The 16,352-nt window shown below is 32.8% G+C and carries 10 protein-coding genes, 3 tRNA genes and 1 pseudogene; 9 read left to right on the top strand and 5 right to left on the bottom strand.

Translation table 11 applies throughout. The features are described from left to right. Positions 1-98: 98 nt before the first annotated feature. Positions 99-599, top strand: a complete 501-nt coding sequence (locus C4S35_RS05275) for a phosphoribosyltransferase family protein (protein WP_103999176.1) — start codon at positions 99-101, stop codon at positions 597-599. Here the strand turns inward: C4S35_RS05275 and C4S35_RS05270 are convergent. Next, positions 591-1,109: a shikimate kinase gene (locus C4S35_RS05270; RefSeq protein WP_103999175.1), complete on the bottom strand. Its 519-nt coding sequence runs from the start codon at positions 1,107-1,109 to the stop codon at positions 591-593. The genes C4S35_RS05275 and C4S35_RS05270 overlap by 9 nt on opposite strands. Positions 1,110-1,235: 126 nt before the next feature. On the opposite strand from C4S35_RS05270, the gene C4S35_RS05265 reads away from it, so the two are divergent. The 7 genes from C4S35_RS05265 to C4S35_RS05230 all read left to right on the top strand — a co-directional run bounded on the left by C4S35_RS05265 (position 1,236) and on the right by C4S35_RS05230 (position 9,984). After that, positions 1,236-1,308, top strand: a tRNA-Lys gene (locus tag C4S35_RS05265). Between the two features lie 37 nt (positions 1,309-1,345). Continuing rightward, positions 1,346-1,418, top strand: a tRNA-Lys gene (locus C4S35_RS05260). Positions 1,419-1,460: 42 nt separating this feature from the next. Then, positions 1,461-1,543 (top strand) — tRNA-Leu (locus C4S35_RS05255). Positions 1,544-1,896: 353 nt separating this feature from the next. Continuing rightward, a complete protein-coding gene (locus C4S35_RS05245; RefSeq protein ID WP_103999173.1) occupies positions 1,897-2,187 on the top strand; it encodes a helix-turn-helix domain-containing protein in 291 nt (96 codons plus the stop codon). A 562-nt stretch (positions 2,188-2,749) separates the two neighbouring features. Next, positions 2,750-5,845, top strand: a complete 3,096-nt coding sequence (locus tag C4S35_RS05240; protein ID WP_103999172.1) for an Eco57I restriction-modification methylase domain-containing protein — start codon at positions 2,750-2,752, stop codon at positions 5,843-5,845. A 9-nt stretch (positions 5,846-5,854) separates the two neighbouring features. Continuing rightward, positions 5,855-7,906 (top strand): cytidine/deoxycytidylate deaminase family protein, encoded by a 2,052-nt coding sequence (locus tag C4S35_RS15955; RefSeq protein WP_103999171.1) that lies wholly within the window; start codon positions 5,855-5,857, stop codon positions 7,904-7,906. A 191-nt stretch (positions 7,907-8,097) separates the two neighbouring features. Continuing rightward, positions 8,098-9,984 (top strand): SIR2 family protein, encoded by a 1,887-nt coding sequence (locus C4S35_RS05230; protein WP_103999170.1) that lies wholly within the window; start codon positions 8,098-8,100, stop codon positions 9,982-9,984. A 586-nt stretch (positions 9,985-10,570) separates the two neighbouring features. Here C4S35_RS05230 and C4S35_RS05225 read toward each other — a convergent pair. The 4 genes and pseudogenes from C4S35_RS05225 to C4S35_RS05210 all read right to left on the bottom strand — a co-directional run bounded on the left by C4S35_RS05225 (position 10,571) and on the right by C4S35_RS05210 (position 14,284). After that, a complete protein-coding gene (locus C4S35_RS05225) occupies positions 10,571-11,626 on the bottom strand; it encodes an NAD(P)-dependent alcohol dehydrogenase (protein WP_103999169.1) in 1,056 nt (351 codons plus the stop codon). Positions 11,627-11,672: 46 nt separating this feature from the next. After that, positions 11,673-12,757, bottom strand: a pseudogene (locus C4S35_RS05220) (alkene reductase). A 187-nt stretch (positions 12,758-12,944) separates the two neighbouring features. Further along, on the bottom strand, positions 12,945-13,385 hold the full coding sequence (locus tag C4S35_RS05215; protein WP_103999168.1) for a TlpA family protein disulfide reductase: 441 nt from the start codon (positions 13,383-13,385) through the stop codon (positions 12,945-12,947). A 353-nt stretch (positions 13,386-13,738) separates the two neighbouring features. After that, positions 13,739-14,284 (bottom strand): type 1 glutamine amidotransferase domain-containing protein, encoded by a 546-nt coding sequence (locus tag C4S35_RS05210; RefSeq protein WP_103999167.1) that lies wholly within the window; start codon positions 14,282-14,284, stop codon positions 13,739-13,741. 676 nt (positions 14,285-14,960) lie between these two features. Here C4S35_RS05210 and xseA point away from each other — a divergent pair. After that, positions 14,961-16,352 (top strand): exodeoxyribonuclease VII large subunit, encoded by a 1,392-nt coding sequence (xseA, locus tag C4S35_RS05200; protein ID WP_103999166.1) that lies wholly within the window; start codon positions 14,961-14,963, stop codon positions 16,350-16,352.

The following is a 16,352-nucleotide window of genomic DNA, read 5'->3' as shown; positions in this document are numbered from 1 at the left end:
GAGATTCCTTGCTCCTTGAAATAGCGAAAGGAAGAGAAACTAAAATTATAAAATCCAGCGAAAAGAACAAATGTCTTTTTATTTAAAAAAATATCATAATGAACAAAAATATTATCTTAACTGATCAGGAAATTGAGCATAAAATAAAAAGAATTGCTTACCAAATTTACGAAACATTTGTAGATGAAGAAGAAATTGTGATTGCTGGAATTGCTACTAACGGTTTTACTTTTGCCAAAAAAATTGCCCAAGCCTTAGAAACCATTTCTTCGCTTAAAGTATCGCTTTGCGAAGTTCAAATCAACAAACAAAATCCAGAATTACCTATTCACACCTCTTTGTCAAAAGAAAACTATTCAAATAAAGGATTGGTTCTGGTTGATGATGTGTTAAACTCCGGCACTACTTTGATCTACGCTGTAAGACATTTTATAGACGTGCCGTTGAAAAAATTCAAAACTGCAGTTCTTGTCGACAGAAACCACAAAAAATATCCGGTAAAAGCCGATTTCAAAGGAATATCCCTTTCTACATCCTTATTGGAGCATGTCCAAGTCGTTTTTGACGAAGATGGCACTAGCTACGCGTATTTAAGCTAAAAAACTAACAATGTCAAGAACAACCTGATCAACGGTTTTATTATCTACATTTACTTTATACTGCGCCTGATTGTAATAAAAACTTCTTTCGAAAAGGTGCATCGCAATAAACTCCTTCATCTCCTCATCATTTTTGTTGGCGATAAGGGGTCTTTTGCTTTTATTAGCAGACAATCTATTAAATAAAGTGGCTATTGATGCGCTCAAATATATCGATAGTACATTTTCTCCTTTTAGTAACTCGTGATTGTTAGCGTAACAAGGTGTTCCACCACCTAGACCAATGATCATGTCCTTCGAAGAATTTAGTAATTCAAGAAAAGACTCATGTTCAACTTTGCGAAAATAAATTTCACCGTGCTTTTCAAAAATGGCACTTATAGACAAATTTGTTTTTTCTTCGATATATTCATCCAAATCTACGAACGGCGTTCTGATGATTCTTGATAGTGTTTTAGCAATAGTGGACTTCCCACAACCCATATAGCCTAATAATATAATTTTTCTCATGGAATAAAACCTTATAAATTAAGGCATTAAGATTTATTGTTAAAAAAAGACAAATTTATAATAAAATTGCTTGGAAAACTCCAAAATAAGTCCTTATATTTGCACCCGCATTCAAGGAAAGAATATGACTCGATAGCTCAGTTGGTAGAGCACATCACTTTTAATGATGGGGTCCTGGGTTCGAGCCCCAGTCGGGTCACAAATTTGTGATCAACACATAATTTCCTTGAAGCATTGACTCGATAGCTCAGTTGGTAGAGCACATCACTTTTAATGATGGGGTCCTGGGTTCGAGCCCCAGTCGGGTCACAAAAGGTCGAGTAATTTATTACTTGACCTTTTCTTTTTTAAGGCCACGTGGAGAAACGGTAGACTTGCCAGCTTGAGGGGCTGGTGCTCGCAAGGGCGTGTGGGTTCAAATCCCACCGTGGTCACTTTTAAAGCCTGTTTACAGGACTTAACAAAGGTTTTAGTCAACATTTAGTCAACCAAGTTGAAGAAATGATGATTAAAACCTTTGTTATTCGATCAAAATTAGACGAACGAAAGACTTTTTATTTGCCTATTTATCGTCAATACAATTTAAAAGTCTTCTATAAAACTACAATAAAATATTTACTTCAAATTAAACTGGAAACAGCTTTATTCAATTGCTTTATACAAATTGAAAAATTACAATAGTTAAAAACAACTAGATTTTTAATTCCTTATAAATACTTGTTTATTCTTTTTATCAGTATCATCATTTTTACGTGCTAATCAATCTGAATTTAAAAATCTAGACATTATGAAAAGAGAAATTTTACAAATTGAAAACATTAATGCAGATGATTTCAAAGATGAAATAATTAAAGGAGTTGTTTTTGCATTAAAAGATCTACTACTTTCTATTCAAAATATTGACGAAGACAAACTGCTAACCAGGCAGGAAACTTCGAAAATGCTTTCCGTCTCACTTGTTACATTAGGAGTATGGGAAAAGAAAAATATCATTCAATCGTACCGCATAGGCAATTTGGTTCGTTACAAAAAAAGTGATGTTTTGAAAGCGTTAATCAAAAGAAATAATTTTCATTAATGATACAGAAATTTGTATAAAAATTGTAGAGCATTCATCCCTGCATTTTTATGACGAAATATTAAAAATCACGTTGACGTGAAAAAAAAACACGTTGACGTGATTAGCTTTTCACACTAATAAAGATCATTTTTGTAAGAATACATCGTCTTTATTACGTTAAAGTGCGTTAACGTAACAAAAAAATCACGTTAAAGTGATAAAAATTTCACGTTAACGTGATTTGGATAAAACACTAGTTTTTTTATACCACATAGCAAAGCAATATCACTAAAAGTGGGTATAGTAAAATCCAACAAAATGCCGTTCATTTACATTTGAACAATCAAAACACTATAACTTGATTCAAACGAAATGAATACTAACTTCAAATTAGATATTTGTTTTCTCAAAATGTGGGAAACCGTAAGACAAATTAATTTAATCAACTTAGTTTTGAAGAAATCATACAAATTTGAACTGTATGGTTTGTGTTTTTATCAACCTAATTTGTTAATAACAAAAATCTTACACTACTTTCAAATTGTGTATTTTTAGATTCTCAAAAAAAAAAGCGTTACCAATGTCATTATTTCAGCCTTCCGTGCTCAAAAAATATTTGAGCCAACAAGATACAGACCAAGTCCAGAAAGCTTATAAAAAATACAGCAAGTATTTTCATAATGCCGCCATTCAGGAAAACATACGCAACAGCAAAGAAGAACAATTCCAGGAAGGATTTCTACGGGAGCTATTTGTAGATATATTAGGCTACACGCTGAATCCAACGCCAAAATTCAACTTGACCACCGAACTCAAAAATATAAAAGGTTCTAAAAAAGTCGATGGTGCCATCTTGAAAGACGGCAACGCATTAGCCGTTATCGAACTCAAAGGCACCAATACCAAAGACATGGAAAGCATCCGCCAACAAGCCTTTGATTACAAAGCCAATCAAACCGGATGTATTTATGTGATTACGTCCAACTTCGAGAAGTTGAGGTTCTACATCAACAATGCGGTCGATTTCGAGGAATTCAACCTCTTTACCTTATCCCACAGTGAATTCGAGATCTTCTACCTCTGTCTGGCCAAAGACAATATACTGACCAATAAACCACTCAGCATAAAAGAAGCTTCCGTGGTGGAAGAAGAAAATATCACCAAAAAATTCTATGCCGATTATTCGCTTTTCAAACGGGAGTTATACCGGGATTTGGTCAAGCAAAACAGGAATAATATAATGCTTACGGAGTTAAGCGAAAAAACCTCCAAGCTCACACTTTTCAAAAAGTCACAAAAACTGATCGACCGTTTTCTGTTTATTCTTTTTGCTGAAGACCGTGGCTTATTGGCGCCCAACTCCATCAACACCATTCTCAAAGAATGGAAAGCATTGGCTGACTTGGATATGGATGTGCCGTTATACGATCGTTACAAACAATACTTCCGTTATCTCGATACCGGGCGCAAAGGTACCGACAAAAAAGAAGAAATTTTCGCCTATAATGGTGGGCTCTTCCAGCCAGATACCATTCTGGATGCGGTTGTGATTGATAGCGAATTGCTGTACCGTCATACCAAAAAACTATCGACCTATGATTTCGAAAGTCAGGTAGATGTGAATATTTTAGGACATATTTTCGAACATTCGTTAAACGAAATCGAAAGTGTCAATGCCGAAATTGAGGGAACCGACTTCGACAAGCAAAAAACCAAACGTAAGAAAGACGGCGTTTTCTATACCCCAAAATATATCACCAAATACATTGTCGACAATACCGTTGGTAAACTCTGCACCGAGAAAAAACAGGAATTAGGCATCCTTGACGAAGATTACGCCAAAGGCCGCAAGAACCGTCAGGCCACAACAATTATCAAACTCGAACAGCAACTGAAAGAATACCGCGAATGGCTCTTGGAACTGACCATTTGTGACCCCGCTTGTGGTTCGGGTGCTTTCTTAAACCAGGCATTGGATTTCCTGATTAGAGAACACGCCTATATAGACGAACTCACCAAACAATTGTTTGGAGGGGGCTTTGCTTTCCCGGATATCGAAAACCAAATCCTCGAACACAACATCTATGGTGTGGACCTTAACGAAGAAAGTATTGAGATTGCAAAACTCTCTTTATGGCTGCGCACGGCCCAACCCAAACGGAAACTGACAAGTTTAAACAACAACATCAAATGCGGCAACTCGCTCATTGACAGCAAAGCCATTGCCAACGACAAGGCCTTTAACTGGAAAGATGAATTCCCGGAAGTATTTGCCAAAGGAGGTTTTGATGTGATTATTGGAAATCCGCCTTATGTTTTTGCAAGAGATAATTTTCGTCAAGAAGAAAAGGATTTTTTTGTTTCTAAATATGTTTCGGCAAAATACCAAATTAATACTTACTTGTTATTCATTGAAAAATCAGTTCATCTTATAAAAAACAATGGAATTTATGGTTTGATCATTCCAAATTCTTGGCTAATGATGTATTCTGGCGAAGGATTGAGAAAGTTTTTGTTAGAAACTAATAAAATAAACCAAATAATCAATTTGGCAGGATTTTCATTTGAAACAGCAAATGTTGAAACGGTAATTTTATTGGCAGAAAAAGAAAGTTCAAAAAAGGAAAATACTGTTCAAATATTGCTGAACAATGGGAATGAATTCTATTTGTCTCATACCAAAAAACAAACGGAATTTTCTAAAAATGAAGGATTCGAATTTAAAGTTTTTTTGGATGAAGAAAGCGATGATTTGAATCTAAAAATCATAAAGGATTCAGAAATATTGGATAGTCTTGTGAAGATTAAGGCAGGACTGCAAGCATACGAAAAAGACAAAGGTGAACCTAAGCAATCAGCTGAAGACGTTATAAATAGACCTTATGATTATGATTATAAATTTGATGATAACACACATAAATATTTAGACGGAAAAGACGTTGGAAGGTATTTCACAAGTTGGGCAGGTTCATATTTGAGATATGGCAAACACCTTGCTGCACCTAGAACATTTAACTTGTTTGATGGTAAAAAAATTATCGTAAGAGAAATTACAGGAAATTATCCCAAATGTTTAATCGCAACCTACGATGAAGTTGTTTATTTATACAATAGAAGTAACATAGCTATCGTAGAAAAAGCAAACTCAAACATTTCTTTGAAATATATCTTAGCAGTTTTGAACAGCAAATTGTTGTCCTATTACTTTGTGAAGAATACAGCAAAATCGGTTAGGAAATTATTTCCAAAAATCATTCTAAATGATTTGAGAAAGTTTCCCATCAAAAAAATAAATCCGGATTCTCAAATTCCGTTTATTGAAAACACCGATAAAATATTGACTTTATATAAAGATTTGCAAGCAGTAAACAGAAAATTTGGAAATTACTTTTCAGGACAATACAAACTTGAAAAACTGCCTAAAAAACTTGAAAACTGGAACGAATTAACCTTTGCTGATTTCATTACGGAACTTAATAAAGCCATTAAAACATCAGGACAAACACCGCTCTCCAAAAAAGACGAGTTCGAATGGCTAGATCTATTTGAAGAAAACAAAACCAAAGCTCAAACCCTGAAATCACAAATAGAAACCACCGAAAAAGCCATTGATAAAATGGTGTATGAGTTATATGGTTTGAGTGAGGAAGAGATTAGTATAATTGAAAATAATTAGAAAATAAATATGAAATTAAAGGAACTTTATAAACATAGAACCGAATTTACAATAATAGGACTTACTGGTAGAACTGGTTCGGGATGCTCACAAATTTCAGATTTATTGAGTAAAGATTTTAATAATTTGAATAGTGGACTAAGAGAAACTGGTAGTTTTTCAGACCCAGTATTTAAAAGAAAATTTGAGATTACTAAGAATTATTTATCCCATGGAAACAATTGGCAACAGTACGATATTATTGAGTATAAAAAAGTTTTATTATTATACATTGTTAAAAAAACCGGAAGTAATTTCGTGAAAATTAAAAATCTTTTAGATAAACATTACAGAGAAAGTAAAACTGAAGACAATAAAGAATTGGTTAAAAAAAAGTTTATCGACTTAGAAGAAACTTTTGAAAAACATAAGACTTTATTAGAAAAAATTAATCAGTTAGTAAGCTTTGAAAACATAAAGAACACTGAAAGTTTATTGTCATTAAATAAGATTTTTTTTGGTAAAGAATTTATAGAATTCACAAATGATTTTATGCATGTTTTAGAAAACGACGGCAACTATTTTAGAAGAACCCGTTTGTTTCATTTTGTTTCATGTAACATTAGAAAATCTAAAAAATCTGGTATTGAAAACAATACTGATCCTAATAATGTTTACACAATTGCTGAGTTAATAAATAAAATTATAAAAGCAAGAAAGAAATTTAATATTTCGGAATCTAAATCAACAAAAATTGTTATTGATTCACTTAGAAACTCATTAGAAATTACTTTTTTCAAAGAACGTTATTCTGCATTTTATATGGTTGCAACTAAAGATATTCTTGAGAATTCAAAGGATCGGTTAAATGAAAGATTTTTAAAAAAAATACCCAACAAATCAGAACGCTTAGAATTAATAGAAAAGTTAATTAATTTAGATGAAACAGAATATAAAAATAAAGATTTTTCAAAAGGAATATTTACCTCACCAAACGTAGAAAACTGTATCCAAAAAAGTGATTATCATATTTTTAATCTTAAAGTTGATCAAATAGATTCTTTTTTACAATTTTTTGAAAAAGATCATGGAGTATCCATTAATGAAAAAGAAAAAATTTCTAATACTTTTTTAACAAGAGAAGAACAGTTAATGAAGCTCATTGCTCTTATTTATCAGCCTGGATTAATTACACCTAGCGCTAGTGAAAGGAATATGCAGATAGCTTACACTGCAAAATTAAATTCTGGATGTATTTCAAGACAAGTAGGTGCCGTGATTACAGATAAAAATTTTATTGCAAAGTCCATAGGTTGGAATGACGTAGCAAAAGGGCATACACCATGTAATCTCAGAAATGTTGAGGATTATTTTAATGGTAATATTGACAATAGTGTTCATTATAGTGAATTTGAGAAAGGAAATATCACTGGTACATCTGATTACAAGTACAAAGATAGTTCCGTTTCAAATTTTAAAGATGCAATAATTGATTACTTCAAAGAAGATTATGATCTTAAAAAAGAGGAGCTAAACGGTAAAAACTGTTCATTTTGTTTCAAATCTATACATAATTATTATGAAGGAGAATCAAATCAAGTCCATACAAGATCGTTACATGCTGAAGAAAATGCTATGTTACAACTTACTAAATCTGGTGGATTAGGAGTCGAAAATGGTATTCTTTTTACTACTGCCAGCCCTTGCGAACTATGTTCAAAAAAAGCTTATCAATTAGGTATTAGAATTATTTTTTACATTGACCCTTATCCGGGAATTGCGGTTGATCAAATACTTCATGGTGGCCGTATTAAACCTATTTTATTTCCTTTTTCTGGAGCAATTGGAAACTCTTATCATAAATTATATGAACCTTATTTATCTCCTAAAGATGAAATAACTATGTCTTTAGAGATGGATAATAAAAATATAAATATAAATCAATTTAAAAATATTCTAAAAAAAATATATCCAAAATATGAACAGATTCAAAACATTAAATCCTTAGAAGATGTGCAGATGATTATAGAGCATGGTCTTTCAAAATTTGTAAATATTGAGGATGAAATTGGAAATCCATAGAGTAGAAAATAAATTTTCAAATACCAGCTCATCGATGTCTCCTGACTTCGTATTCCTTTTCAAATCTCGGAACCATCTCTCCCAAGTCTCACGACTTCGGAGCAACATAAAACAAAGCATAATTACAAAACGCATAACTGCTAATAAGACAGATTGTGTAATATAGATTTTCATTCTAATACAAAGTAAAAATGAGTAAAGAAAGAATTTTTGAATTAATTAGAAAAGAAGAAGCTACCCTGTTTGTGGGTGCAGGTATGTCTTTATATGCCGGATATCCATCAGGTGCAAAACTTGCAGAAACACTTTACAAAAATCTTACTAGCGATTTACAAAAAGAACTAGACTTCACAACTAACTTACCAAAATTAGCAGAAGATATTTATTATCTAAAAGGAGGAAATAAAAACTACTTAATTGAAATCTTAAAAAAAGAGTTTCAAAAACCACCAACAACAACAGAAATACATCAGCTTTTAGCAAAATTTCCTCAAATAAAAACGATAATTACAACCAATTATGATACGCTTTTTGAAAGAACCAATAAAAATTTAGAAGTAATTCGTAAAAGTGCAGATTGTGCTACTGCCAACCCAAAAAAACAATGGTTATTCAAAATTCATGGCGATTTATCAGATACTTCAAATATTATTCTAACGAATTCAGATTACAATAATTACTTTGTCAAGGATAATGAAAATTCTATTTTCTGGAATACGATTAAAACTAAATTAGTGGAAAACCATATCGTTTTCAGTGGTTATGCCTTAGAAGACAGTAACATTATGGTAATTATTGAAAAAATACTTATTGAATTAGGGGACAATCGTAAAGAAATGTTTTTTATCGCTCCAACGATAGCGCCCGCTAAATTAAAATTTTTACAGCAAAAAGGTATTGAGTATGTTCAACTTACTAGTGAAGATTTAATCAAAGAATTAGACGAAGATTTAAAATATAATTACTTTCCGGGTTTGAGTAGAGGCATTGGCTCCGCAGATGCAGCACTAAATTTTGCAATAGGTAATAATATTAAATTAGATTTAAGTAAATCAAACGATGCTTACATCATTAACAATGTTTCATCTATAGAAGGTATTGGTAAAACTGAAGTAAAATTTAATATTGCAGGAGAAGATGAAAATACAAAAAAAATTATTGATTCTTTAAGAGGAAAAGATTTTGAAGACATTTGTTTAAGTGGGGATATATTAAAAGAGTACAATCACTTTTTTAATGGGATTAGAATAAATTCTCAAAATGATATCAAAAGTGTTTATATCAAAAAGGTACCTTCCCTTTTTGGATTATTTGATATTGTTTGCGAAGATGGTTTTGAATTAGATAACTATCATTTAGAAATATTTATTGCAAATCCAAATGAATCAGAAGCCAAGATGAAAATAATGGCAAATGATTTTCAAATTCTAATAAGAATTGTGTTTCCTAAAAATTTAAAAAATTGTAAATTTCATATCGAAATAGTTCCTAGCAAAGCGATAAAATCAGTTAAAAGCGGACTAAATTTTTATAGTATCCTCTCTAGAATTACTTCGAATCAAAGATTCAAATTCTTTCAGGAAAATAAATTGATTTTCAATTATAAAGAGAAAATAGTATTTGATGAAGATGCCTTCGATGCAAGATATCTATTCAATTATTTTAATAAACTTAAAAAATTAGAAAAACATTTTGATGTTAGATTTTTAGATATAGACCTAGATGAAATAAGTGAAAAAAGAATGAAATTCATAATGGCATATATCGATAAAATAATTTTAGACGAAGAATTTAATGGAATGACTTTTGAAAACAAAAATAAAAAAGAATTTGACTATTTAACTGAAGAACCCGGCAAGGATAAGGCCTTGATAATAAGTGAAAAGCAAAAATCAATTTATAATTTACATGGTATTGATTTTACAATTGGCTATTTTCACAAATACATTCAAGATGCTTATATAGAAAATATACAAGATTTAATAAGCAACAAAACAAAAGAATTTAGTATGAAAAGTAGATCAAATACCATCTTTTTTCAATTTACAGATAGCGAAACAATGATTTCTCATCAATAATCCCGCTGTGCGATCTTATAATCTCCCCCGCTCACGCCCGAATCCTTTCGGGTGTTTACCTTGAAAGGCGCGGATTTGTAAAACAGAATATTCATCTCAAAAAAGAGGATTTGTTTAGCCTGTAATGTGCAAATTCCAGTGATATTGATTCGCAATACACTTTAGGAGATTTAGAAAATGAAAAGCGGGAAACGATTAAAAAACTTAAGTTGGAGGGTATTTATGAAAAAATAAAAAGTTAGCACTCTCTTTTTTACCCCAACGAATTGCAATAATTTCGGTAGAAACCAGCAAAGGCTTTGGTGATTTTCTCGATGTAATTGATAAAAATTCGTGGAATTACAAGTTCTTGGCCGTCTTAGTTGGAGCCATGATGGCCGTACCCTTGCCATAAAGCAAATAAGGGTCAAAATGGCTGAAGCGTTAGACCTATATCATAATCAAAATTTATAGGCTGTAAATCTGAGCCATTTTTGGTAAAAGAAACAGAACTTAATTTAACTCGGTAGTTTACTAAAAATAAAAACAGCATCTAAAATTACTTTAGATGCTGTTTTTATTTAATGCGCTGTAAAAAAAATTGTTTTTATTTAAGCGATTTCATGTCAATTACAAATCTGTATTTAACATCATTGCTTGTGACACGATCATAAGCTGTGTTAATATCTTGCATATTGATAAGCTCAATATCACTAGTAATATTATGTTCGCCACAGAAATCTAACATCTCTTGTGTTTCTTTAATACCTCCTATTAAAGAGCCGGCAATACGCTTACGTCCGCCAATGATATTTCCTCCATGAAATGGCTTTAACGGTTCTACTGCACCAACTAAAACCATTGTTGAATCAATTTTAAGTAATCCTAAATATGGATCCATTTCATGACCTACAGGAATGGTATTTAAAATAAAATCGAAACTATTTTGGTGTTTTTTCATGGCGTCTTCATCTTTGGAAATTAAAACTTCCTGAGCACCTAAACGTTTAGCATCTTTTCCTTTTTCTGGCGATGTTGTAATCATAACCACATATGCACCTAATGCATTGGCAAATTTAACGCCCATATGACCTAATCCTCCTAAACCTACTACTCCTACTTTATCTCCTTTTTTTACGTTCCAATGACGTAATGGTGACCATGTAGTAACTCCTGCACATAATAACGGTGCAGTTGCTGCCTCGTCTAAATTTTCTGGAATGCGTAGTACAAATTTTTCATCAACAACTACTGACGTTGAATAACCTCCGTAAGTTTGTTTGCCTTCAAGATGTTTATCTGGACTGTTGTACGTAAATGTTGCTCCATTTTCGCAAAATTGTTCTAAATCTTTCTGACAAGAAGAACATGTCTGGCAAGAATCTACCATACATCCTACTCCTACTAGATCACCTACTTTATGGCGACTAACACCATTTCCTACCTCTACTACTCGACCAATGATCTCATGTCCAGGCACCACAGGATAGGTTGATCCGTTCCATTCGTTTCTTGCGGTATGTATGTCACTGTGACAAACACCGCTATAAGTGATATCGATTTTTACGTCATCTGCACCTACAGCTCTTCTTTCAATATCTAAAGGTTTTAAATCTTCTGTTGGTGCTGTTGAACCATATGCTTTTACTGTTGTAGTCGCCATAATTACGTTGTTTTTAAGTTGTTATTTATTCGATTTGTGTATTATTTTATTTAGAAGCTTTTGGATAATCTGTATACCCTTCTGCTCCTCCTGCGTAGAACGTACTTTGATCCCACTCTGCTAAATCTAGGTTATTTTCAAAACGTTCTACTAAATCTGGATTAGAGATGTATGGCTTACCGTAAGCTACTAAATCTGCATACCCTTCTTCAATTACTTTATTTCCTTTTTCTTGATCAACTGCCGAGTTAATCATCAATGTTCCATTATATAGAGGACGGAAATGTTTAGCTATCTCAGTAACAGCGTATGGTATTGCTGAAACATCTGTAAATGGCTCAGAAAGATGCACGTATGCTAAATTATAATCATTCAATTTTTTAATGATGTATTCAAACGTTGGGATTGTTTCTTCATCCATAGTCGTTCCAAATGGGCCCTGTAGTGATGGATTAAAACGAGCTCCAATTTTTTCCTGCGGAATGACTTCTTTAATCGCGTCTAGAACTTCAAAAAATATACGGGCTTTGTTTTCAATACTTCCACCATACTCATCCGTTCTGTGATTAGACGTTCCGTTAAAGAACTGCTGAAACAAATAGCCATTAGACGAATGAATTTCTACTCCATCAAAACCAGCTTTTACTGCATTTGCAGCTGAATTTTTAAAATCTTGTACCGTAGTTTTAATATCTTCAATGGTCATTTCCTTAGGCGTAACAGTATCTTTAAATCCTTCTGGAGTAAATGATTTATCGTTAGTAATGCTCCATTATGAAAATCGGGATGAGACATACGTCCTACATGCCACAATTGAATAAAAATTTTCCCTCCTTTATCATGTACACGTTTGGTTACTTTTTTCCAACCTTCTACTTGCTCATCTGTGTAGATACCAGCCGTATTGATATAACCTACAGCATCACGAGACACTTGCGAGCCTTCTGTAATAATTAAACCTGCTGACGCCCGTTGCTCGTAATACAAGCCATGTAGCTCATCCGTTGGAACGTTGCCTTCATTATCTACTCTACCTCGTGTCATAGGCGCCATAACAACTCTGTTCTTGAGGTTAATATTTTTGTTATATGGTGTTAATAGATCTTGTTTGAAATTTTGTTTTAAAAAAATTATTAATATCCGCAAATATACATTACCGAAACGCAAATATCATTGACCTATATCAATTATGATAGATTTAAATGTTTTCCTAACTCTACTTAAGTTTTCTGGAGTGACTCTTAAATAGCTTGTACCGATTCCAGCTTAAAATGAACAGGTCGTTCCAGGACAAAGGGCACTATTTCTGAAAGTGTTTTTAATCCAGTTGCTCAAGTGCATAGAACAATCGATTTTGTGCCCCTTCTTGAGAGCCAAATATGGAGCGAGATAATCTTCCTTCTTTTGTAATTAAAAGCCATTGCGGAGTTCCTTCTGAATCAAATTGGTCATAAACCAAATGCCCTTCATCCAAAAAAATAGGAAAAGGAAGTTCCTCTATTGTAAAAATGCTCTTAATATCATTTTCGGTAACTTTTGTATGCGTGAAGTTGCTGTGAATACCCACTACTTGTATTCCTAAATTTTCTTTCTGTAATTGGTATGCCAAAGGAATCGCACGTCCTGTACACCCCAAACATTGGTTGTTATATATTATGGCTAAAATAGCTTTCCCTTGGTACTCTTTTATAAGATCGATTTGGTTGCCGTTAAAATCCTGAACCAGAATTGAATCAACAGCTGTATTTTCTTTAGTCATTTATTGCTCTTTTTGATTTAAGCTTGCTATTGCAAAATTGATAAAACGAAGTTGCCTTTGGGTGTACTTATTTTTTTCTGATAATTTTTAGTCATTTCAAGTGATTTTTGATAGAAAATTGTTCCCTTAAGAAAAAAAAACCCGCTCTCCGAATGGACTGCCCCCAAATAGTGTCTAACTTTTTGGGGGCAGTCTAGTTTATGGAAGGTTTTTTCATTTCTATTATTAAGTTAAAATAGATTCAATATTTAAAAAAAGGTTATGCTACAGCGCAGAAATAGTGACTAGTTCTTTCTCTGGATTATTTTAAGCAAAAGAGCTGATTTCTTTAAAAAAAAGATACTTTGTAAAAATTAAACTATTTGCTGGTATTTCCCTTCTTTAATTTCTTCTACTAATTTTTTATTGAAAGCTGGTAAGTCATCAGGATTTCTACTTGTAACTAATCCTTTGTCTACAACAACTTCTTGATCATGCCATTCGGCTCCAGCATTCATTAAATCAATTTTTATAGAAGGATAGGAAGTCATTTTTCGTCCTTTAACTAGATCGGCGCTAATTAAAATTTGTGGTCCATGGCAAATTGCTGCAACAGGCTTTCCAGCTTTAAAAAAATCTTTTATAAAAGCTAAAGCATTTTCATCTGTTCGCAATTTATCTGGATTGATAACGCCCCCAGGTAGCACTAAAGCATCATAATCAGTAGCTTTAACATTTTTTAATTCTTGATCAACTTTATAATCTTTCCCCCATTCAGTAGAAGCCCATGATCTTATGCTTCCGCTTTCTGGACTCACAATTTCGGCTTTCCAACCTTGTTTTTCTAAATATTCTTTAGGTGAGCGTAATTCAACTTCTTCAAATCCATTTGTGGCTAAAATAGCTATTCTCTTTTCCATAATTTTGTAATTTTAATTTCTGTTAACAGTATAAAATTACAAATTATAGTAGGGGATAATTCACAAATAGGTATTAAAATAAACATAATTTTGTTCAAGCTGTTTTGATAGAAGAAGTCCTTTAATGGAATAATTTACTTAATTCCAGATATTTTTAAATACCCAATATGCAAAACTTCTTCTTTTAATTCTGTTTCTGACTTGGTTATTTTATGGAATATTTTTCTTTGAGCTAACTAGCCCGTTCACGCGGAATTGCATTCCGTGTCCATTCCTATTAGCAACTACTGGGAGACAACTACGCCCTCAACCCGCTCGTGTGCGCAATGAAAAATAACGGAGTTCCCCAAACTTGACACTATGTCCTCACTCAGGATTTTTTTTCTAAATAGGGTGGTTAGATTGCTTAGAAACAATGCTGCTTAATAGTCCCAGCTTTCCGAAGTCTGACGAATTAAGATTTCGTATTTATAAACCCAAGGTAAAAAACGATAATCTTAATTGTTCCTCCAAAAAAGAAAATGAAGTAGGAAAAAATTTACCTTTCCTGGCCCACTAAAATCAACGGAAATTATCTCCATCCAATTGAAGTAATCTAATAAAACTGCTTTATATTTGATGTATAATAAAAGGCGGCCTCATTTTATTATGCATCAATCCACAATTCAAGAACGGAATGCCTGAAAAAATCAATGATAAGACTATTTTTTCGCTGCTGGAGGTAACGAACAGTATTAAAAAAACGTTAGAAAAAAGGTATAAAAGTGCGTTTTGGATTAAAGCTGAAATGAACAAACTGAATCATTACACTCAATCCGGTCATTGCTTTCCGGAATTGGTAGAAAAAAGGGATGGGAAAATAATCGCGCAAATTAAATCTACAATCTGGCGTGACGATTACCAAAATATCAATCGCAATTTTCTACGAATACTAAAGGAGCCGCTCAAAGATGGCATCAAAATTCTATTCCTAGCTAAAATATCCTTCGATTCCGCTTTTGGTCTTTCACTTCAAATAATAGATATTGATCCCCAATACACCTTAGGAGATTTAGAAAATGAAAAGCGAGAAACGATACAAAAACTAAAGCTAGAGGGTATTTATGATCAAAACAAAAAATTACAACTCGCCTTTTTACCCCAGCGAATTGCAATAATTTCGGTAGAAACCAGCAAAGGCTTTGGGGATTTTAAAGATGTAATTGATAAAAATTCATGGAATTACAAGTTCTTCTATCTTTTATTTCCATCCATACTGCAAGGAGACAAAGCAGTTCCCGGCATCATGGCCCAATTAGAAAGAATTAAAAAAGTAATCCATCATTTCGATGCAGTGGCCATAATAAGGGGTGGCGGTGGTGATGTGGGTCTATCGTGTTACAATAATTACGAATTGGCCAAAGCTATTGCCCTATTCCCTATCCCGGTAATCACCGGTATCGGCCATGTCACAAATGAAACGGTATGCGAAATGATTGCACATAACAATGCAATAACACCAACAAAACTTGCCGAGTTCCTCATTCAAAAATTCCATAATTTTTCGGTTCCAATTCAAAAAGCCAAAGATAAAATAGTGGACAAATCCAAACGATTGCTAAGCGAGGAAAATACAAAATTAGAATCAGAACTTAAATTGTTTCGGTCCATAACAGTTTCTATTTTGAACACCAATGAAAACCATATCAAAAATGCCAGCTACGCAATTCAGCAGCAATCACAATTTATAGTAAAAAACAACCACGAAAAGTTAAATGTACTACAAGCCAAAACACGCATTACCACTAAATTCAATCTGAATCAATTAGAAGCAGCTGTAATTCAATTGCAAAATAAATTAGAAATCCAACCGATACTATATCTCAAAAATTCCGAACTTGCATTGGAAAATATTGAAAAAAACATCCAAATCATGGATCCTATAAATGTTTTAAAAAGAGGTTTCAGTATAACGTATTTAAATGGAAAAGCTGTCAAAGATGTTGCTCAATTGGAAGTAGGGGTTGCAATAAATACAGTGCTTTTTAACGGTACAATTGACAGTACAATCGCAAAAATAAAAGAATAA

Origin of the sequence: Flavobacterium urumqiense, assembly GCF_900108015.1 — a bacterium.
In the GTDB taxonomy this organism is placed as follows: Bacteria; Bacteroidota; Bacteroidia; order Flavobacteriales; family Flavobacteriaceae; genus Flavobacterium; species Flavobacterium urumqiense.
The sequence above is the reverse complement of the archived record's forward strand: the minus strand, read 5'-3'. Positions and strand labels throughout refer to the sequence as shown.

Excerpts from the sequence above, each read along its gene's own strand:
- C4S35_RS05245 (WP_103999173.1), top strand. The coding sequence starts at position 1,897 with ATGAAAAGAGAAATTTTACAAATTGAAAACATTAATGCAGATGATTTC.
- C4S35_RS05225 (WP_103999169.1), bottom strand. The coding sequence starts at position 11,626 with ATGGCGACTACAACAGTAAAAGCATATGGTTCAACAGCACCAACAGAA.
- C4S35_RS05270 (WP_103999175.1), bottom strand. The coding sequence starts at position 1,109 with ATGAGAAAAATTATATTATTAGGCTATATGGGTTGTGGGAAGTCCACT.
- C4S35_RS15955 (WP_103999171.1), top strand. The coding sequence starts at position 5,855 with ATGAAATTAAAGGAACTTTATAAACATAGAACCGAATTTACAATAATA.
- C4S35_RS05240 (WP_103999172.1), top strand. The coding sequence starts at position 2,750 with ATGTCATTATTTCAGCCTTCCGTGCTCAAAAAATATTTGAGCCAACAA.
- C4S35_RS05215 (WP_103999168.1), bottom strand. The coding sequence starts at position 13,385 with ATGACTAAAGAAAATACAGCTGTTGATTCAATTCTGGTTCAGGATTTT.
- xseA (WP_103999166.1), top strand. The coding sequence starts at position 14,961 with ATGCCTGAAAAAATCAATGATAAGACTATTTTTTCGCTGCTGGAGGTA.
- C4S35_RS05230 (WP_103999170.1), top strand. The coding sequence starts at position 8,098 with ATGAGTAAAGAAAGAATTTTTGAATTAATTAGAAAAGAAGAAGCTACC.
- C4S35_RS05275 (WP_103999176.1), top strand. The coding sequence starts at position 99 with ATGAACAAAAATATTATCTTAACTGATCAGGAAATTGAGCATAAAATA.
- C4S35_RS05210 (WP_103999167.1), bottom strand. The coding sequence starts at position 14,284 with ATGGAAAAGAGAATAGCTATTTTAGCCACAAATGGATTTGAAGAAGTT.